Raw genomic sequence first — 16,163 nt, 5'->3', positions numbered from 1 at the left:
TACGTCCTACTTCTTCAGGACCGATTCGAGGCCGGACTGGAAGGTCTGCAGGGCGGTCTTGGCGTCCGACTTCCCGGTGATAATGGTCTGGCTGAACTGGTTCAGGGCCTGCCCGCCGTCGAGCGCTGCGAGGTTGGCGTTCAGCTTGCTGCCCTGGGCAGCGAAGGTCTTGGCGATGGGCTGCCAGTCCTTGACGATCTTGACGTTGTTGGGGTCGTTGGCGAACTCGGGAATCTCTGTGATCGACTTGAAGACCGGCAGGGCGGACATCAGCTTCTTCTGCCACAGCTGCTTGAGCTGGCCCAGGTAGTACACCAGGAACTCCTCCGAGGCGTCCTGCGACGGGGTGTTGGTGTACATCATGATGTTGTTCGGGAACACGATGGTGGCCTTGTCGCCGTGCGGGCCCTTAATGGGGTCAGCTACCAGGAGGTCGCCCGAGGTGTCGCCGACACGCTGCGGCACGTTCACCTGGAACAGGCCGTAGCCTGCCTTTCCGTCCTTCCACTGCGCCGACATGTTGTCCGTGGTGTAGCTGACTGCGGCGGGATCGATGATGCCGTTGGACACGAGTTCCAGGACGAACTCCATGGCCTCGACGTTGCGGTCGTTCATCAGGTCCAGCTCGCCGTCCTTGTTCCAGACACCGCCGCCGTTGTTGACCATCATCATGATCATGGAGTGGTTGGCGTAGTTGTTGCCCGCACCGGCGCCGGTGGTGAAGCCGAACGCTCCCACCTTCTTCAGGGCCTTGCCGGCTTCCAGCAGGGACGGCCAGTCCGTGGGAAGTGCCACGTTGGCCTTCTCGAACAGGGACTTGCGGTACCAGAAGACGCGCATGTCCAGCTGCCACGGGACGGCCACGTAGCCCTTGTCCGACTTGAACGGGTCCAGTACGCCGGGCAGGAAGTCGTCGAACTGGCCGTTGGCCTTCAGCTTCTCGATGACTTTGTCCGCGTAGGCGATCTGGCCCTGCTGCTCGAACTGGAAGGCCTGGAAGCCGCCGCCCGTGGACACAGCCGGGCCGGTCTTGGACGCGATTGCCGAGGAGAAGGTCTGGTAGAAGTTGTTCCACTGGATGATCTGGTAACTCGCCTTGGCGCCGTTGGCACCGTTGAAACCTTCCGCGATGCCCTTGGCGGCGTCGTTGTACGCCGGTGTTGCCCACGGCATGTCCCAGAACTTCACGGTCCCGCCGGCTCCGCCTCCGCCGCCGCCCTGTGAGGCCGAACCGCCGCCGCAGGCCGCGAGGAGGGGTGTTGCGGCAGCGGCAGCCGTCAGGCCCAGGAAACCGCGCCGGGAGAAGGAGCGGCGCTGTTCGGAAGTTGCGTTCATGATGTGTCCTTTCGGGACCGCTTGCGCTGTGCGCGGTTGGTGCGGTCCTGCTCATCGTTGAGAGTGGAGGTGGGACTGGACTGCTTTTTTCGGTTGCGTATCGGTAGGGCTGGTTACGTGGCAGCGAGGGTTGTGTAGAGGTCGGTCAGCCGGGCGAACCCGGCCAGATCGTCCGGGCTGGTGCCGGCGCGAAGATGGTCCTTCAGGCGCCGCCACGCAGACCGGTGGGCGGATTCGTAGAGCGTGGGAAGCAAAAGCTCACCTTGGGGGCCGGTGACCCGGACTTCGGCGGGCCAGGCGGCGCCCGGATCGGGAACCTGGACGCTCACCCCGCCGTCGGCGGTGTAGAGGCGGATGTCGACGCCGGCCGCCCGCGCGGGGGTGAGCACGCCCTGGGCGGTGAACGGGGCTCCGTTGGCCAGCCTGCCGCCCACCGTGTACCCGGTGGCACCACGGCGCAGGACGCGCACGGCATCAAGCGGCCCGCAAACGGCCAGCAGCGAGGCGAGATGGTCGGCAAGGAGCCGCTGCGGATCAGTGCCTTGAGCCGCCGTCGCCACACTGTCCAGCAGTGACGCGGTGCCTGCGGCGCTGCGCACCGCGTCGCGGGCGTCCGGTTCCGCGGCGTCGCCCACCAGGGCCGGGTTGGAGGCCCAGCGGAGGTCAAGGACGACGGCGGTTCCTGCGGCGCCTGCCGCGGCTGCCAGTTGCGTGGTGTCTTCGGGAACAGGGTTGGCCACCACGATTCCCCGCGTACCCGCCGCGACGGCACTGGCGGCCTCGGCGGTCCAACCCGGCACGCCTGCAACCACCAGCACGTCCGCTGTACCCGCTTGGGTGTCCTGGGCGGGGCCGAAGGTTTCAGGCAGGGAAGCCATGGTTGGGGTAACGGCCCCGGCTTCCCGGGCCACGGGGCCCGCCGCAACTGTGTACTGGCCGCTCATGCCGAAACTCCTGCTTCTTCTGCGGCGCCGGCGTGTCCTGCCGCGGCGCTTGCCACCGTTGCTTCGGCGATGGCCAGGGCGAACGTGAGGTCGTCAATCAGGGTTTGGGCGGAGGGGGCAGGGCGGGTTCCCCGTGCGAGCCCGGCGAGTTCACGCCATTCGCCCTCGTAGCCGTTGTGGCCATGTGGGCCGAAAACGCTGGTTTCGCTCCCGTTGCCACGGGAAATCGTGGCGACGGCGGACCCCGCCTGGACGTAGGACGGCGTGAAGTCGATACGCAGCGCAGCATCATCCCCGATGGCCTCGAAGGTCCATTCCGGCTTCCAGGTGCTATTCATGACGGCGCGCAGTTCGATGACGCGGGTGGGAGTGCGGAGCGAAACTGCGTAGCCGAACGGGCGGACGTGGAACACGTTGAGGACCTCGATGTCCGCGAAGTCGGGCGTGAACCGGCGCACCAGGGGAAGGTCGTGGATGGCCAGCCCCATGATCCCGCCTTGCAGTGCGCCCTTGATGACTTCGATATCCGAATAGTCGGGGCTGCCGGCGGCGGGCCGGGTGATGATTTCGGTAGCGAAGTCCTCGAACCGGGCATTGGGCGGCAACACGATCGAAGAGCGGATGGTGTGCACCTGCTCCGGAAGGTCGCCCCAGTTCTGTTCGGCCGCCAGCCAGCCCGGATCGAATGTGTGCATGGCCCCGACGACGATCGGAACGCCGGTTTCGGTGCTGACGGCCGAGATGCGCGCCGCTTCTTCAGCATTCATGGCGAACGGCTTCTCGCAGAGGACGGCTTTCTTGCCGGCCCTGCAGGCGGCAATGACCTGGTCTGCGTGGAATTGGTGCGGGCTGCAGATCGCCACGATGTCCACGGCGGGATCCGCCAGCAGGGCGTCCATGCTGGTGCCGGCCACCGCGCCGACGCGGGCGGCCACGGAGGAGGCGACGGCGGGGTCCACATCCATGATGTGCCGCACCTCCAGGATGTCCTGGAGGCGCGCCAGGGCCGGGAGGTGGATGGCCTGCGTGACCGGTCCGGCGCCGAGGATGCCGACGCCGAGGGGCCGGTCTGCGGGCGCTGCGTGCTGGGACAAGTTCCTACCTCTTTGTAAGCGGACTCGGGGAGTGCGGGGCCATCACTGCAGCCGATGCCAGGCATTGGATTCTCGAATGTGCCGTGAGTCACAACCTAGGACGACTTTTGACGCGCGTCAAGCAAAAGTTGTTTGTTGCGCGTCATTCTTCTGCTGTGATGACAGCAGTAAGTAAGAGTGTTATGACTTAGACATGACTCAAGCCACGGGGAAACAGGCCGCGAAGGACGCTGACGTCGGCAGCCTGTCACGGGCGGGCGACCTGTTCCAGCTGCTCCGGGACGGCAGGGCACGCACCCGTGCCGAGCTGGCCCTGACCACCGGGCTGGCCCGTTCCACCGTCGCTTCCAGGATTGACGCACTGATGCTGTCCGGCCTGGTGGGTCCGGCAGGGGAGGCCCTCTCCAGCGGCGGCAGGCCGCCGTCGCGCTTTGCCTTCAACCCTTCAGCCCGCCTGGTGCTGGCCGTGGATGTGGGTGCCACGCATGTCATCGTGGCGGTCACGGACCTTGGCGGGACCATCCTTGCCGAACACCGGCTTGCGCAGCAGGTGGCCGACGGGCCCGAGGTGGTGCTGGACCGGGTGGTGGCGCAGGGCAAGGAGCTGCTGGCCTCGGTGGGACGCAGCGTGGGGGAACTCGCCGGGATCGGCATCGGGCTGCCCGGCCCGGTGGAACACGACACCGGCAAGCCCGTGAAGCCGCCCATCATGCCCGGGTGGGACGGGTTCGACGTGGTCAGCTATGTCCAGCGCTCACTGCCGGTCCACGTGCTGGTGGACAACGACGTGAACATCATGGCGTTGGGGGAGCAGTCCGCGCACTGGCCCGAGCACAGCAACTTCTTCTTCGTGAAGGTGGCCACCGGCATCGGCTCCGGAATCATCAGCAACGGGGAGCTGCAGCGCGGTGCCAACGGCACAGCCGGCGACCTGGGGCATGTCCAGGTGGCGCGGGGCACGGACATCCTGTGTGCCTGTGGAAACTATGGGTGCCTGGAGGCACTCGCGTCAGGTCCCGCCGTCGTGCGCTCCCTGAAGGATCAGGGACTTGATGTGGCAATAGGCGCCGATGTGCTCCGGCTCGCCGCCGACGGCAACCTCCAGGCCATCCAGGCCCTGCGCCAGGCCGGGCGGGACATCGGCGAGGTGCTGGCCACCGTGGTCAACCTGCTCAACCCGTCCGTCATCGTGGTGGGCGGCAGTGTCGGCGAGACCGGGGAGCACCTGGTGGCCGGCATCCGCGAGGTGGTGTACCGGCGTTCTCCGCCCCTGGCCACCTCGCACCTTCGCATCAACGTTTCGCGGGCCGGCGCCCATGCAGGCGTGCTCGGGGCAAGCCAGCTGGTCACCCAGTACGTCCTGTCGCCGGCCATCATCGAGGCGACGCTGACGGCCGCAGCAGCCGGGTAGCGCCGGGGGATTCCCGGCGCCACCCGTGGCTTTAGGCCTCCGCCTCCGGCTCCGGGGCTTCGGTCAGGCGCAGCGCGGTTCCGCCATAGGCGGGAAGCTCCAGGAAGAAGCTGTGCAGATCGTCCACCTGCCCCACGGTCTCACCGCTGAACAGGTCCCGGACGTTGGCTCCGGACGGCAGTTCGTTGGACTGGATGCTGCCGGCGATGTCCTGCCCGGAGAAGTTCAGCGCCGTCACCTGCAGGGCGCCGTCCTTCAGCCGGTTCACCAGCACCAGTGCGCCACGGTTGGAGACGTCCGGCACGTCCAGCAGCGTGCCGGTGGCGATTCCGTTGTCCTCCCGGACGGCGAGGATCCGCTGCAGCCGGCGCGCGAACGAGTCCGGGTCCTTCAGCTGTTCAGGCAGCGGTCCGTAGAGGCTGCGGGCCCGCGGCATCCCGGCCGATGAGGTGGTGGCGTCCGGGCTGGTTCCCATGAGGTCGTGCGCGCCGCGGTTGATCCAGCGCGTATCGCCCTGGGAGGTAAGTTCCCGGACCCTGCCGCGGTCCAGGGCCATGATGCCGGTGAGGTCCCAGCCGGAAAGCGCGAAGACGCCGGGCTGCAGGGCGTTGTACATGGCCAGGAGCAGGTGGACGTCGCGGATCTGGGCTTCCTGCTCCGGAGTGACGGCGTCCGGGTCCTGGATCCCCAGGGCGGCCATGATGAAGCTGACCGAGGTGCAGGCAATGCCGTTGGTGGTGAAGACCGCGTTATAGGGCGCGTTCTCGCCGGTGAGCCGGTCCCGCAGGGTTTGCTGGATCTGTTCGGCCAGTTGGGCGCCGGTCAGCTCTTCGCCATTGAGCTCGAACATCTCGTCCCGGTGCCCGGCAGCGAAGTGCAGGAGTTCGTAGGTGAGCTCGTCATGGTTCTGCAGGGCATGCACGAGCGAGGCTTGGTCGACGCCGATTTCCCGGGACAGGCGGAGGGTCAGCCGCAGGAACTCGGTATCGCCGGTGACCAGGGAGTAGTGGTACGCCGGCCGGGTGATGAAGTCGTAGGAGAGGTCCGGTCCGGACTCCGAGGTTGCCTTGATGTCGTCGATGGTCAGGTTGAGTTCCTGGAAGGAGAACCCGCCCACCTTGCGGATCATGGACCCGATGAGCTGGTTGGCGGCCTCGGATAGCGGGTGGCCTTCAGACCAGCCGGGCTGTTCCTCCGCGCTCTTTTCCACGCCCAGGAAGCCGTTGGCGTCCAGGCGCAGCGCACCGGTGCCAAGGTCCACGAGCGAGTGCAGGGCATCGCCCACCACCAGCCGCATTCCCGCGAAGGTGGGGTCCAGCCAGTTGATGGAGGGCTGCCCGGCCTTGAAGTAGTGCAGGTAGACCCAGCGGCGGGTCTTGCCCGTGGTGTCCACGATGGGCCGGGTGACGCTCCAGTTGGTTTCCTTCACCCCGGGCTCGTAGAAGATCACGCGCTGCAGCCGGCCGATGATGTACCCGGCCTTCTGCAGCGCCTGCTCGGCGTCGGGGCTGAGGTTGACCGAGTCGGCACCTTCCGGAACGTCCGGGAGCAGGTTCCAGTCCTCCTCCGGGATGTCGATCATGTGGTAAATGCCGGGGTAGTCCCGGAAGTTCATTTCGGCGAGCCGGAAGTCGGCTCCCTTGCCGGTGTGGCCGGGGACGATGTCGTCGATGATGGTGCCCTCGTGCTCAGCAGCCACCTCGCACATCCTGCGGAACTCGTCCTCGGTGCCGAAAACCGGATCGATGGCCATGCTGATGCGGTCGAAGTGCCCGTCCACACTGGGCGTGTGGGACCAGCCGCTGATGCCGCCGGCGAGTTTCACGGGTCCCGTGTGGATGCCCCGGATTCCGATCTCGCGGAACGCCTTCCACATTTCCGGGTCCCCCAGGGCGGAGAGGAACGACTGGCCGGTGGGGGTAATGAAGGACAACGGGTAGGCGGTAAACCACACGGAGGCGCGTTCGACGGCGGCACGCGGGTTTGGGTGCGCGTACGAGTTTTGCCACATGCTGGCCTGCCCGGACAGCTGGCGTGCCAGCGTGTTGGCGTCCCCGAGCATAGCCTGGTTGCGCAGCCATTCGACGTAGGCGGCGTTGCGCCCGTCGAACTCGAAGGACGGCTTGCTGCCTACGAACTGCCGCCTGCGTGCGATGGGACGCAGAGCCTTGGGGCGGGCCGCGAAGAACTGCTCGTCGAACGTGACCTCAAGGTCCGGTGACGGCTCCGCCGCGTCCTCTTCCACTTCCACGTTGGCCTCCACGGCCTCATCCGCTTCCGAAGTACGCTCGCTGGTGCCCGGCTCCCGCATAAGCTCCTCTTTCCGTTGCTCGTTTCCGTGCTGGCATGGATGCTCCAAGACCCCTTGCTCAGGGACAGGTACCCAGGTGAGCAGGGAGTATTCGGCGTTCCCTCTCCCGATGCTACTGCGCAGCGGGGCCGGCGGAAGGGACACCGGCGCGCCGCTCATCCCTAACCCGGTGAATCCCCCTTGTTTCCCCGCTATTCCCCACCAAGGCGGTTTGGGGTCGTATTCTTAGAGCAAAGGTTTTGCAGTGGGCCGACGCGCTGATAGCAGGGCTGGAGCATGGCCGCTGATCCCACGGGGCAGGTTGGCTGGGGACCGCTTCCAGTTACCCCGGAGCCGGTTTTCGACAGCAAGGACGTTGAAGACTACCTCTGGGAAGTGACCCGCGATTTCATGGCGGGTATCAAAGGTGAGCGCCGCAGCATCAGCTGGGCAGCCACCCTCTTTCGCCTGGGCAAGGCACGCACCCTCGCGGCCAGCACCGAGCAGGCACGCGAAGCGGACCGGGAGCAATGCTCGTTCGCCGATGGGCCCGTGATGGAAGCCGTGCGCACCGGGGAATTCGTCCTGCTGTCGGACCTGAGCCGGGACCGGCGCTGGCCCGGGTATTCCAGCGCCGCGGCCGTCCACGGCGTGCAGTCCCTGCTCTCGGTCCCCATCCTCACCGAGGGCGCCACCAGTGCTGCCATCAATCTTTACGCGCCGTCTCCGCACACCTTCACCAGCGACGACCTGGTGCACAGTCAAAGCTATGCGCGCCAGATGGCGCGGGCGCTGCGTGTTGTGGTCCGGGTGGCCGGGCGCGCGGAAGCAACGGCGGGTCTCGCCGTCGTCCAAAGCTCCCTGGTCCTGGTGGACCTTGCGGTGCGTAGCCTCATGAACGAATACGGACTCACCCGAGAGGGGGCGCTGCGGTTCCTGCAGACGCAGGCGCTGCACCACGAACTGGACCTCCGGGACGCGGCACTGAATGTGGTGGCCCCCAGCGGCATGGACCGCGGGGCTGGGCAGCCTTCGGGGCTGCGGCAGGAAACGTACGACGGCGTGTCGGAACTCCCGCGGCCGTCGGCGGCGGGGCGTGATTTTCCAACCGGAACGTCGCCCCGCAAGGACGCTGCGGCGGGGAAGGAACCCCCGTCCGCTGCAGAAGGGAGGACGGCATGACCATCGAGAAGCAGGAGCTGCGTTCGATTGAGGGAGGACCGGCCGGGCACCCCTGGCACCGGTTCGTCGCACTGGGGGACTCCTACACCGAAGGAATTGGCGACCCCGAACCGCACAGCCTGGGCGGCCTGCGGGGCTGGGCCGACCGGGTGGCGGAGGAACTGGCCGCCGGCCAGCCTGATTTCGCCTATGCCAACCTGGCCATCCGCGGCATGCTGCTGAGGCAGATCCTCGACGGGCAACTGGCGCCGGCCCTGGAACTCAAACCCGACCTGGTTGCAATGTCGGGCGGCGGCAATGATATCGTGTTCCGCCACGGCGACCCGGACAAGCTGGCGGAAAAGATCGATGAGGCTGTAGGCGTCCTGGCCGCAACGGGTGCCACGGTGCTGCTGTACGCCGGCCCCGACTGGGGGAATACTCCGGTCTTTGGCAAGATCCGCGGCCGCGTGGCGATCTACAACGAGCACCTGCACAGGATCGGGGCCCGGCACCACGCCATCATGGTTGACCTCTGGTGCCTGCCGGAGCTCCAGCACGCGCTGATGTGGGACCCGGACCGGCTGCACCTGTCCCCGCTGGGCCATCATTCCGTTGCCGTGGCCACCCTCAACGCCCTGGGCGTGGCACACGCGCTCAAGCCGCTCCAGCCGCGGCCGCTTCCGGCGCACGGGTGGACGCAGGCGCGGGCCGAGGACCTGGTGTGGGCGCGGCAGTATTTCGTGCCGTGGGTGCTGAAGCGGCTGCGTCCCCACCAGTCCGACGACTCCCTGGCAGCGAAGCGGCCGCTGCCCGGTCCGGTGTTCGGCCTTGGCCGTCCGGGTCCGTTCCCCCCGGGCCACCCCGTCGCGGGCCTGCCCACTGGCATGGCTGGGGGTCCCGCACCGGAAGGGCACGCGGCCTAGCTTCCATTCACCTGGCGTCACCAAAGCCGGAGCCGCTGGTCGTGACGCCCGCCTCTACCAGGCGGGCGTCACGACCTGCGGGCGTCCCGGGCCAGAGCCATGAGCGCAGGGAACCCCGCCACCACGGCGGGAACGGCCAGCAGAAGCCCGTATTCGGGTTGAAACGCTGAGAGTATCGCCGCTACGACGCTTGCAGCCAGGGCGGCGATGAGCGCAAGGGATAGCAGCCTGTGACTGTCCCTGGCGTTGAAGAAACGAAAATCTGCTCCGATGGCAGGTCCGCCTGTTGGACGTGGCGATGGGCTGCCGGCGGTGGCGGCTGCGATGGACGTGCGGTGTTCTCAAGCATGGTCCCCCAAAGGTAGTGCCTGATGTTCGTCCACCCCACAGGGGCAGCCCCGGAGCCGCCCCTCCGCGGCGTTCGGGCCTTATCGCTTTTTCGGTGCCCGTTTCGCGGCTGCCTTCATCGCGGCCTTGGCCGCGGGAGGCAGGACGCCCTGTTCTGTTTCGGGTTCGGCCACGGTTCCCCGTGCGTTCGCAATCGCCTTCATGCCGTGGTAGATCGCCAGTGCGGCAGCGGAACCGAGGGCGATGCCGGTGAACTTCAGGTCGCCGATGGTCCAGGTGTAGTCCGCGATGCCGATGATCAGGGCGACGGCGGCTGTGGTCAGGTTGATGGGGTTGGAGAAGTTCACCTTGTTCTGGACCCAGATCTTCACGCCCAGGATGCCGATCATGCCGTAGAGCATGGTGGCCGCGCCGCCCAACACGCCTGCCGGGACGGTGGCGATCAGTTCGCCGAACTTCGGGGAGAAGCTGAGCAGGACGGCGAACATGCCCGCCACCCAGTAGGCCGCCGTCGAATACACCTTGGTGGCCGCCATGACGCCGATGTTTTCCGCGTAGGTGGTGGTGCCGGATCCGCCGCCGAAGCCGGCCAGCATGGTGGCGGCGCCGTCGGCCATCAGCGCGCGTCCGGAGACGCCGTCGAGGTTCTGCCCCGTCATGGCCGCAACCGACTTCACATGGCCGATGTTCTCCGCCACCAGCACCAGGACCACGGGGACGAACAGCCCCAGGACGCCGATGTGGAACTCGGGGGTCTGGAAGTGCGGCAGGCCTACCCAGGCGGCGGCGTCCATCTTGTCGTACTTCACCTCGCCGCGGAGCATGGCCACGATGTAGCCCACCACCACGCCGACCAGGATGCTGAGCCGGCCCAGGATCCCGCGGAACAGGACGCTGACCAGGATGATGGTCACCAAAGTGACCAGGGCGGTGATGGGGGCGGCGTCGAAGTTCTGCTTGGCGGCGGGGGCCAGGTTCAGGCCGATCAGCGCCACGATGGCACCGGTGACGATGGGCGGCATCAGCCGGTTGATCCAGCCGGCGCCGAACTTCTGCACCACCGCACCCACCAGGGCCAGGGTGGTGCCTGCCAGCACCACGCCGCCCAAGGCTCCGGGGACGCCGAACTGCGCCTGGGACGCGGTGATGGGGGCGATGAACGCAAAGCTTGAGCCCAGGTAGCTGGGAACCCGGCCCTTGGTGATCACCAGGAACAGCAGCGTGCCGATGCCGGAGAAGAACAGTGTGGTGGCCGGCGGCATCCCGGTGATGATGGGAACCAGGAAGGTGGCGCCGAACATGGCCACCACGTGCTGCATTCCAACGCCGACGGTCAGCGGCCACGCCAACCGCTCATCCGGGGCCACCACCTGGCCGGGCTTGATGTTTTTGCCGGTGCCGTGCAGCTTCCATTTGATTCCGAGCATGCTCATGGGAAGGAATGCCTTTCAGGGGGTGCCGCGAGGGGGCGAAGATCAACTCGCTCAAGAATACCGCCAAGTTTTTCGCGCAGCCCTGCTGTGTCCAAGGTCACCCGGCGTCACGGGAAGAGGAGGAAAGCACTTGAAGTTGCAACTATGGAAAGCAACAGAGGCCACCCGGGCAGGCGGGCGGCACAGCGAAAGGTAAGCCAATGACCATTGCCCATGACGAAGCGGTTATCGATTCGGCAGCCGTGGACGCCATCTTCGCCCAGGCCCGCACCGCCAACTCCTTCACCGGCGAGGTGACCGAAGAACAGGCCCAGGCCATCTACGAGCTCACCAAGTTCGGTCCCACCGCCTTCAACTCCCAGCCGCTGCGCGTCACCTACGTCCGCTCGCCCGAGGCCCGCGCCACCCTGGTGGATTCCCTCTCCCGCGGCAACCAGGCCAAGACCGCCTCCGCCCCGCTCGTTGCGATCCTCAGCTTCGACACCGACTGGGCCGGTAAGTGGGACAGCTTCCTCCCCGGATACAACGCCCCCAAGGCGATGTACGACGCCGACCCCGCCCTGGCTGCCGCCACCGGCAACAACAACGCGCACCTGCAGGCCGGCTACTTCATTCTGGCCGTCCGCTCGCTTGGCTTCGCCGCCGGCCCCATGACCGGCGCCGACTTCAATGCCATCGACGCCGCATTCTTCCCGGCCGGCGACCAGAAGAGCTTCCTGGTGGTCAACATCGGCCAGCCCGGTGAAGAGGCCTGGGGCGAGGCAAAGCCCAAGTTCTCCTACGACGAGGCCGTCCGCACCGTCTAACTTCTGCACCTCACCGATGCTCTATCAGTTATGGTCCCTATCCACCCGGAATGGGGACCATAACTGATAGAGCATCGCTGTTTAAGGGGCGGGTGGGAAACTGGGGCTATGCCGATGCGGAACCTGATCTTTGTGGCCTTCGTGGAGCCCGTGGCTGAGGGCCAGGTTTTCCCGCGGACGGACTGGCCGCTCCACATCACCCTGGTGAGGTTCGACGCCGGCAGCCAGGACAGTGCGGACGTCGCCGAACGCATCGCCGGGCTCGCCGCCGCTGCCGCCACCACCGCGCTCGGGGCGGGGCTGACAGTGGGGAAGGACGCTGGCTTCGGCCGCAACGGCTCCGTCCCCGTCAACCTTGTGCAACCGCATCCAGCGCTGCAGGAACTGCACGAGCAGCTGGTGCAGGTGGTGGCGGATGCGGGCGGCAGGATCCTCACCCCGCACCACACCTTGACCGGCTACCGCCCGCACGTGTCCCACCAGGCGGCAACCAACCAAGCCAGCACCAACCCAACCAGCGCAGTTACTGAAGCTAAACGCCTTCACCCGGGTGACGCCGTCGTGCTTGACCGTATTGCCCTGGTGGACATGGCTCCCGACGGCGACCACACGATCCGGCGCATCCTCCGGCTGTGGAGCCGGGACGTGAAAGCTAGGCGATGACGCTGTCCACCAGGGCCTTGGCCTCGGCCTGCACCTGCTTCAGGTGCTCCTCGCCCTTGAACGACTCGGCGTAGATCTTGTAGACGTCCTCGGTGCCGGACGGGCGGGCAGCGAACCAGGCGTTCTCGGTGACCACTTTCAGGCCGCCGATGGGTGCGCCGTTGCCCGGGGCCTCGGTGAGCTTGGCGGTGATGGTTTCGCCGGCCAGTTCCGTGGCAGTGACGTCCGCAGCGGAAAGCTTGCCCAGCTTCGCCTTCTGCTCGCGCGTGGCCGCGGCGTCGATCCGTGCGTAGACCGGGGCGCCGAACTGGTCCGTCAGGCCCTTGTACAGCTGGGACGGGGACTGGCCGGTGACGGCGGTGATCTCGGAAGCGAGCAGGGCCAGCAGGATGCCGTCCTTGTCCGTGGTCCACACGGTGCCGTCCAGCTTGTTGAAGGACGCTCCCGCGGATTCCTCGCCGCCAAACGCCCCTTCACCCGAGAGCAGGCCGGGCACGAACCACTTGAAGCCCACCGGGACCTCGACGAGCTTGCGGCCCAGGCTCTCCGCCACCCGGTCGATGATGGAAGAGGACACCAGGGTCTTGCCCACCACGGAGGCCGGGTTCCAGCCGCTGCGGTTGCGGTAGAGGTAGTCGATGGCCACGGCGAGGTAGTGGTTGGGATTCATCAGGCCGCCGTCGGGGGTGACGATGCCGTGCCGGTCCGCGTCGGCGTCGTTGCCTGTGGCCACGTCGAAGGCGGGCTGGCCGGACGCCGCGGCGTCGGACATGCGCTGGATCAGCGAGGCCATGGCCGACGGCGACGAGCAGTCCATGCGGATCTTCTCGTCCCAGTCAAGGGTCATGAACGCCCACTGCGGGTCCACGGTGGGGTTCACCACGGTGAGGTCCAGGTGGTGGCGCTCGGCGATCTCGCCCCAGTAGTCAACGGAGGCGCCGCCCATGGGGTCGGCACCGATCCGGACGCCTGCGTTGCGGATGGCGTCCAGGTTCAGGACCGACGGAAGGTCGTCCACGTAGCTGCTCAGGAAGTCGAATTTGCCGGTGGTGTCCGCCGCCTGGGCGTCTGCCAGCGGGATCCGCTTTACGCCGCGCAAGCCGTTTTCCAGCAACTCATTGGCGCGGTTGGCGATCCAGCCCGTGGCGTCGGAGTCCGCGGGACCGCCGTGCGGGGGGTTGTACTTGAAGCCGCCGTCGGCCGGCGGGTTGTGGCTGGGGGTGACCACGATGCCGTCCGCCTGCGGTGCACCCGGCGCGGCCTTGCGGTTGTAGGTGAGGATGGCGTGGCTCAGCGCCGGGGTGGGGGTGTAGCCGTGGCGGGCGTCCACCAGGACCTCTACGCCGTTGGCTGCCAGCACCTCCAGCGCCGAGTTCTGCGCCGGCTCGCTCAGTGCGTGCGTGTCCTTGGCCAGGAACAGCGGGCCGGTGACGCCCTGCGCCGCGCGGTATTCAACGATCGCCTGGGTGATGGCCACGATGTGCTGCTCGTTGAAGGAGGCCTTGAGGCTGGAACCGCGGTGGCCGGATGTTCCAAACACCACGCGCTGGCCGGGATCACCAAGGTCCGGAGTGATGTCGTAATACGCGTCAAGGAGCGCAGTGATGTCAACAAGGTCCTGGGGTTGGGCAACTGTGCCCGCGCGGCTAGCCATGGCTCCAGCATGCCAGAATCTGGCAGGAGGCAAAACGACCCGCCCAAAATCCGGACCCTGTGACACGGCATGACGCCCGCACCCAAGTAGTCCGCCTGAGTACACGGGCCCGAAAGTACCTATATACCGGGCCTTTCCCGCACTGCTAATTTCGGAAAAATTCCACGAAAACAAGCGAGGGGAACGGACGACGGCGGCCTGCCGCCTTGGTCCGTTCCGGCAAGGAAACGGGGACGTCCGATGGGGGCAGGAGACGGGGCAGCGGAGCAGTCCAGGCTGGCGGCCGAGCGCGTCGCGCGGCTGAAGCGCCGGCTCGACCAGGCCGAACGCTCCACGAAGTCGTGGGACGCCGGGGCCGTGGGGGAGCGGGTGGTCGCGGACAAGCTCCGTGAGCTGGTGCCGCGCGGCTGGTACGTGCTGCACGATGTCCATTGGCCGGGCCGCCCCAAGGCAAACCTGGACCACGTCCTGGTGGGTCCCGGCGGGGTGGTGGTGGTCGATTCCAAGAACTGGACCGGAGAAGTCCGCGTGGCGTCCGGCGTACTCTGGCAGGGCCGCTACGCCCGGACCCAGGCCGTGGAAGGCGCGCTGGCCCAATGTGCCGCCGTGGCTTCCGTGCTCGCTCCGCCGCACCGCAGGCTGGTACGGCCGCTCATCTGCATGGCCGCGCAGCCGGACCTGTTCGGGGTGACCGACTCGGACGTTGCCGTGGCCGGTTTCCAGCGGTTGGTGGGAGCCATCGAAGCGCTCCCGGAGGTACTCGACCAGCAAGCAGTCGTAGGTGTGTACGCGCACCTGGGCCAGCAGCTCACCCATGAGCAGGAGCCGGGCATCACTGCCCTTCGGAACGTGCGGCCGGGAACCGTGGTGCGGCCGGCTGGAGCACTTCCGCCCGCCGGCCCCTCGGCCAACCCGCGGGGAAAGCCGGGTTCAGGCGAGGACGCGGACCGGAGCCGAAGTGTGTCGAGGCACCCGGCCGGCCGGGCCCTGCCTGCGAAGGGAACTGCAAAGGGAACGCCGGCAGGAAAGTCCGCGGAAAGCCGGCAGGCGGCTCCGGGACACCGGGCAGGAACCCCCGGGGGACCCGTCCGCCACGGCCGGAACGGCAAAGCGCAGCAGCACGGCAGTACCAGCGGAGGGAAACTGGCCCTGCTGGCGGCCTTCGTTATTTTCGCCGTCTATATCCTGCCCTACTTGGGCCGGTAGCTTCCTGTGGATCACCGGGCCGCAGGTGGTCTTTGGCGGCGCTGCGCACTGCCTCGCTGAGCCGGTTGAGCCGCTCGGAATCGAGCGTCCAGGCCTGCCAGTAGAGCCCCACATCCTGGTAGGCAGTGTCCTCCAACCGGACAAGGGCGCCGTTTGCCAGCTCATCGGTGAGCTGGAGTTCCGGGATCATGCCCCAGCCCAGCCCGGCTGTGACCGCGGCGAGGAATCCCTGGGAGGACGGCACGGTGTGCGTGGGCGGAAGCTGCTGCACGTCTCTTGCGGCGAGCAGCTGCTGCTGCAGGTCGTCCTTCGTATTGAATTTCAGGACCGGCATCGCCGCCCAGTCCACGTCCCGGGAGGTGGAAAAGCGCTGGCGCAGTTCCGGGGCAGCTACCGGGATGTACCGCATGGAGCCCAGTAGCTCCACCCGGCAGCCGCTCACGGGAACAGGGTCCGAGGTCACGGCCCCCATGACGTCGCCGTCGCGGAGCAGCTGGCTGCTGTAGCCCTGGTCCTCCACGTGGAGATCGATGGTGGAGTCCTCCCAGCCTGCGGCCTGGTGCAGGGCGGGGACGAACCAGGTGGCCAGTGAATCCGCATTGATGGCTATCGGCAGATGGGCCCGGATGTTCAGTCCCGAACCTAGCGCTGCCGAGGTCTCCGCCTCCAGTACCTGCACCTGGCGGGCCATCCGCAGCAGCAGGGCACCGGCGTCGGTAGCGGTGCAGGGCAGCCGGCGGCGTACCAGGACCTGGCCCACGGAGGCTTCGAGGGCCTTGATCCGCTGGCTCACCGCAGAGGGGGTGACCCGAAGCAGGTCAGCTGCTGCCTCGAACGTCCCTTCGTCGACAACTGCCACAAGCGCTTTCAGATGCTCCAAATTCATGAAGCA

Annotated in this window: 13 protein-coding genes; 6 read left to right on the top strand and 7 right to left on the bottom strand. The window is 67.2% G+C overall.

Annotation, left to right across the window (positions count from 1 at the left end):
- Positions 1-6: 6 nt before the first annotated feature.
- The 3 genes from ACFO0G_RS14775 to ACFO0G_RS14765 all read right to left on the bottom strand — a co-directional run bounded on the left by ACFO0G_RS14775 (position 7) and on the right by ACFO0G_RS14765 (position 3,373).
- Entirely contained in the window at positions 7-1,335 is a 1,329-nt protein-coding gene (locus tag ACFO0G_RS14775; protein ID WP_286400879.1) for an ABC transporter substrate-binding protein, read from the bottom strand.
- Positions 1,336-1,448: 113 nt separating this feature from the next.
- On the bottom strand, positions 1,449-2,279 hold the full coding sequence (locus tag ACFO0G_RS14770; protein ID WP_376978515.1) for a hypothetical protein: 831 nt from the start codon (positions 2,277-2,279) through the stop codon (positions 1,449-1,451).
- Complete coding sequence (locus tag ACFO0G_RS14765; protein WP_376978513.1) at positions 2,276-3,373, bottom strand: Gfo/Idh/MocA family protein; 1,098 nt, start codon at positions 3,371-3,373, stop codon at positions 2,276-2,278. The genes ACFO0G_RS14770 and ACFO0G_RS14765 overlap by 4 nt, the downstream gene beginning before the upstream one ends.
- Positions 3,374-3,566: 193 nt before the next feature.
- Here ACFO0G_RS14765 and ACFO0G_RS14760 point away from each other — a divergent pair, with 193 nt between their 5' ends.
- Positions 3,567-4,784 carry an ROK family transcriptional regulator gene (locus tag ACFO0G_RS14760; protein WP_376978511.1) on the top strand — a complete coding sequence of 406 codons (1,218 nt, stop codon included), beginning with the start codon at positions 3,567-3,569 and terminating at the stop codon, positions 4,782-4,784.
- A gap of 31 nt (positions 4,785-4,815) precedes the next feature.
- Here the strand turns inward: ACFO0G_RS14760 and treS are convergent, their stop codons facing one another.
- A complete protein-coding gene (treS, locus tag ACFO0G_RS14755; protein ID WP_376978509.1) occupies positions 4,816-7,095 on the bottom strand; it encodes a maltose alpha-D-glucosyltransferase in 2,280 nt (759 codons plus the stop codon).
- Between the two features lie 276 nt (positions 7,096-7,371).
- Between treS and ACFO0G_RS14750 the strand changes: the two genes are divergently transcribed.
- Positions 7,372-8,256 carry a GAF domain-containing protein gene (locus ACFO0G_RS14750; RefSeq protein ID WP_376978507.1) on the top strand — a complete coding sequence of 295 codons (885 nt, stop codon included), beginning with the start codon at positions 7,372-7,374 and terminating at the stop codon, positions 8,254-8,256.
- Positions 8,253-9,161, top strand: coding sequence for an SGNH/GDSL hydrolase family protein (locus tag ACFO0G_RS14745; protein WP_376978505.1), 909 nt, complete (start codon positions 8,253-8,255; stop codon positions 9,159-9,161). The genes ACFO0G_RS14750 and ACFO0G_RS14745 overlap by 4 nt, the downstream gene beginning before the upstream one ends.
- A 428-nt stretch (positions 9,162-9,589) precedes the next feature.
- Here ACFO0G_RS14745 and ACFO0G_RS14740 read toward each other — a convergent pair whose 3' ends face one another.
- Positions 9,590-10,942, bottom strand: a complete 1,353-nt coding sequence (locus tag ACFO0G_RS14740; protein WP_286400892.1) for a uracil-xanthine permease family protein — start codon at positions 10,940-10,942, stop codon at positions 9,590-9,592.
- Positions 10,943-11,142: 200 nt separating this feature from the next.
- Between ACFO0G_RS14740 and ACFO0G_RS14735 the strand changes: the two genes are divergently transcribed.
- Positions 11,143-11,748, top strand: coding sequence for a malonic semialdehyde reductase (locus tag ACFO0G_RS14735; RefSeq protein ID WP_286400893.1), 606 nt, complete (start codon positions 11,143-11,145; stop codon positions 11,746-11,748).
- Between the two features lie 114 nt (positions 11,749-11,862).
- Positions 11,863-12,411, top strand: coding sequence for a 2'-5' RNA ligase family protein (locus ACFO0G_RS14730; RefSeq protein ID WP_286404720.1), 549 nt, complete (start codon positions 11,863-11,865; stop codon positions 12,409-12,411).
- On the opposite strand, the gene pgm is transcribed toward ACFO0G_RS14730, so the two are convergent.
- Entirely contained in the window at positions 12,401-14,065 is a 1,665-nt protein-coding gene (pgm, locus tag ACFO0G_RS14725) for a phosphoglucomutase (alpha-D-glucose-1,6-bisphosphate-dependent) (RefSeq protein WP_376978502.1), read from the bottom strand. The genes ACFO0G_RS14730 and pgm overlap by 11 nt on opposite strands.
- A 240-nt stretch (positions 14,066-14,305) precedes the next feature.
- Between pgm and ACFO0G_RS14720 the strand changes: the two genes are divergently transcribed.
- A complete protein-coding gene (locus ACFO0G_RS14720; protein WP_376978500.1) occupies positions 14,306-15,271 on the top strand; it encodes a nuclease-related domain-containing protein in 966 nt (321 codons plus the stop codon).
- Here the strand turns inward: ACFO0G_RS14720 and ACFO0G_RS14715 are convergent.
- Positions 15,231-16,157 carry a LysR family transcriptional regulator ArgP gene (locus tag ACFO0G_RS14715; protein WP_286400898.1) on the bottom strand — a complete coding sequence of 309 codons (927 nt, stop codon included), beginning with the start codon at positions 16,155-16,157 and terminating at the stop codon, positions 15,231-15,233. The two genes, ACFO0G_RS14720 and ACFO0G_RS14715, sit on opposite strands and share 41 nt — an antisense overlap.
- Positions 16,158-16,163 lie beyond the last annotated feature (6 nt).

The sequence above is a fragment of the Arthrobacter sedimenti genome, assembly GCF_042652025.1.
Taxonomy (GTDB): Bacteria; Actinomycetota; Actinomycetes; order Actinomycetales; family Micrococcaceae; genus Arthrobacter; species Arthrobacter sedimenti.
This window is presented reverse-complemented; position numbering and strand designations above follow the sequence as displayed.

What these genes read in the sequence shown, in the direction of transcription:
- ACFO0G_RS14740 (WP_286400892.1), bottom strand. Translation starts at nt 10,942, where the DNA reads ATGAGCATGCTCGGAATCAAATGGAAGCTGCACGGCACCGGCAAAAAC.
- ACFO0G_RS14715 (WP_286400898.1), bottom strand. Translation starts at nt 16,157, where the DNA reads ATGAATTTGGAGCATCTGAAAGCGCTTGTGGCAGTTGTCGACGAAGGG.
- treS (WP_376978509.1), bottom strand. Translation starts at nt 7,095, where the DNA reads ATGCGGGAGCCGGGCACCAGCGAGCGTACTTCGGAAGCGGATGAGGCC.
- ACFO0G_RS14770 (WP_376978515.1), bottom strand. Translation starts at nt 2,279, where the DNA reads ATGAGCGGCCAGTACACAGTTGCGGCGGGCCCCGTGGCCCGGGAAGCC.
- ACFO0G_RS14745 (WP_376978505.1), top strand. Translation starts at nt 8,253, where the DNA reads ATGACCATCGAGAAGCAGGAGCTGCGTTCGATTGAGGGAGGACCGGCC.
- ACFO0G_RS14730 (WP_286404720.1), top strand. Translation starts at nt 11,863, where the DNA reads ATGCGGAACCTGATCTTTGTGGCCTTCGTGGAGCCCGTGGCTGAGGGC.
- ACFO0G_RS14775 (WP_286400879.1), bottom strand. Translation starts at nt 1,335, where the DNA reads ATGAACGCAACTTCCGAACAGCGCCGCTCCTTCTCCCGGCGCGGTTTC.
- pgm (WP_376978502.1), bottom strand. Translation starts at nt 14,065, where the DNA reads ATGGCTAGCCGCGCGGGCACAGTTGCCCAACCCCAGGACCTTGTTGAC.
- ACFO0G_RS14720 (WP_376978500.1), top strand. Translation starts at nt 14,306, where the DNA reads ATGGGGGCAGGAGACGGGGCAGCGGAGCAGTCCAGGCTGGCGGCCGAG.
- ACFO0G_RS14735 (WP_286400893.1), top strand. Translation starts at nt 11,143, where the DNA reads ATGACCATTGCCCATGACGAAGCGGTTATCGATTCGGCAGCCGTGGAC.
- ACFO0G_RS14750 (WP_376978507.1), top strand. Translation starts at nt 7,372, where the DNA reads ATGGCCGCTGATCCCACGGGGCAGGTTGGCTGGGGACCGCTTCCAGTT.
- ACFO0G_RS14760 (WP_376978511.1), top strand. Translation starts at nt 3,567, where the DNA reads ATGACTCAAGCCACGGGGAAACAGGCCGCGAAGGACGCTGACGTCGGC.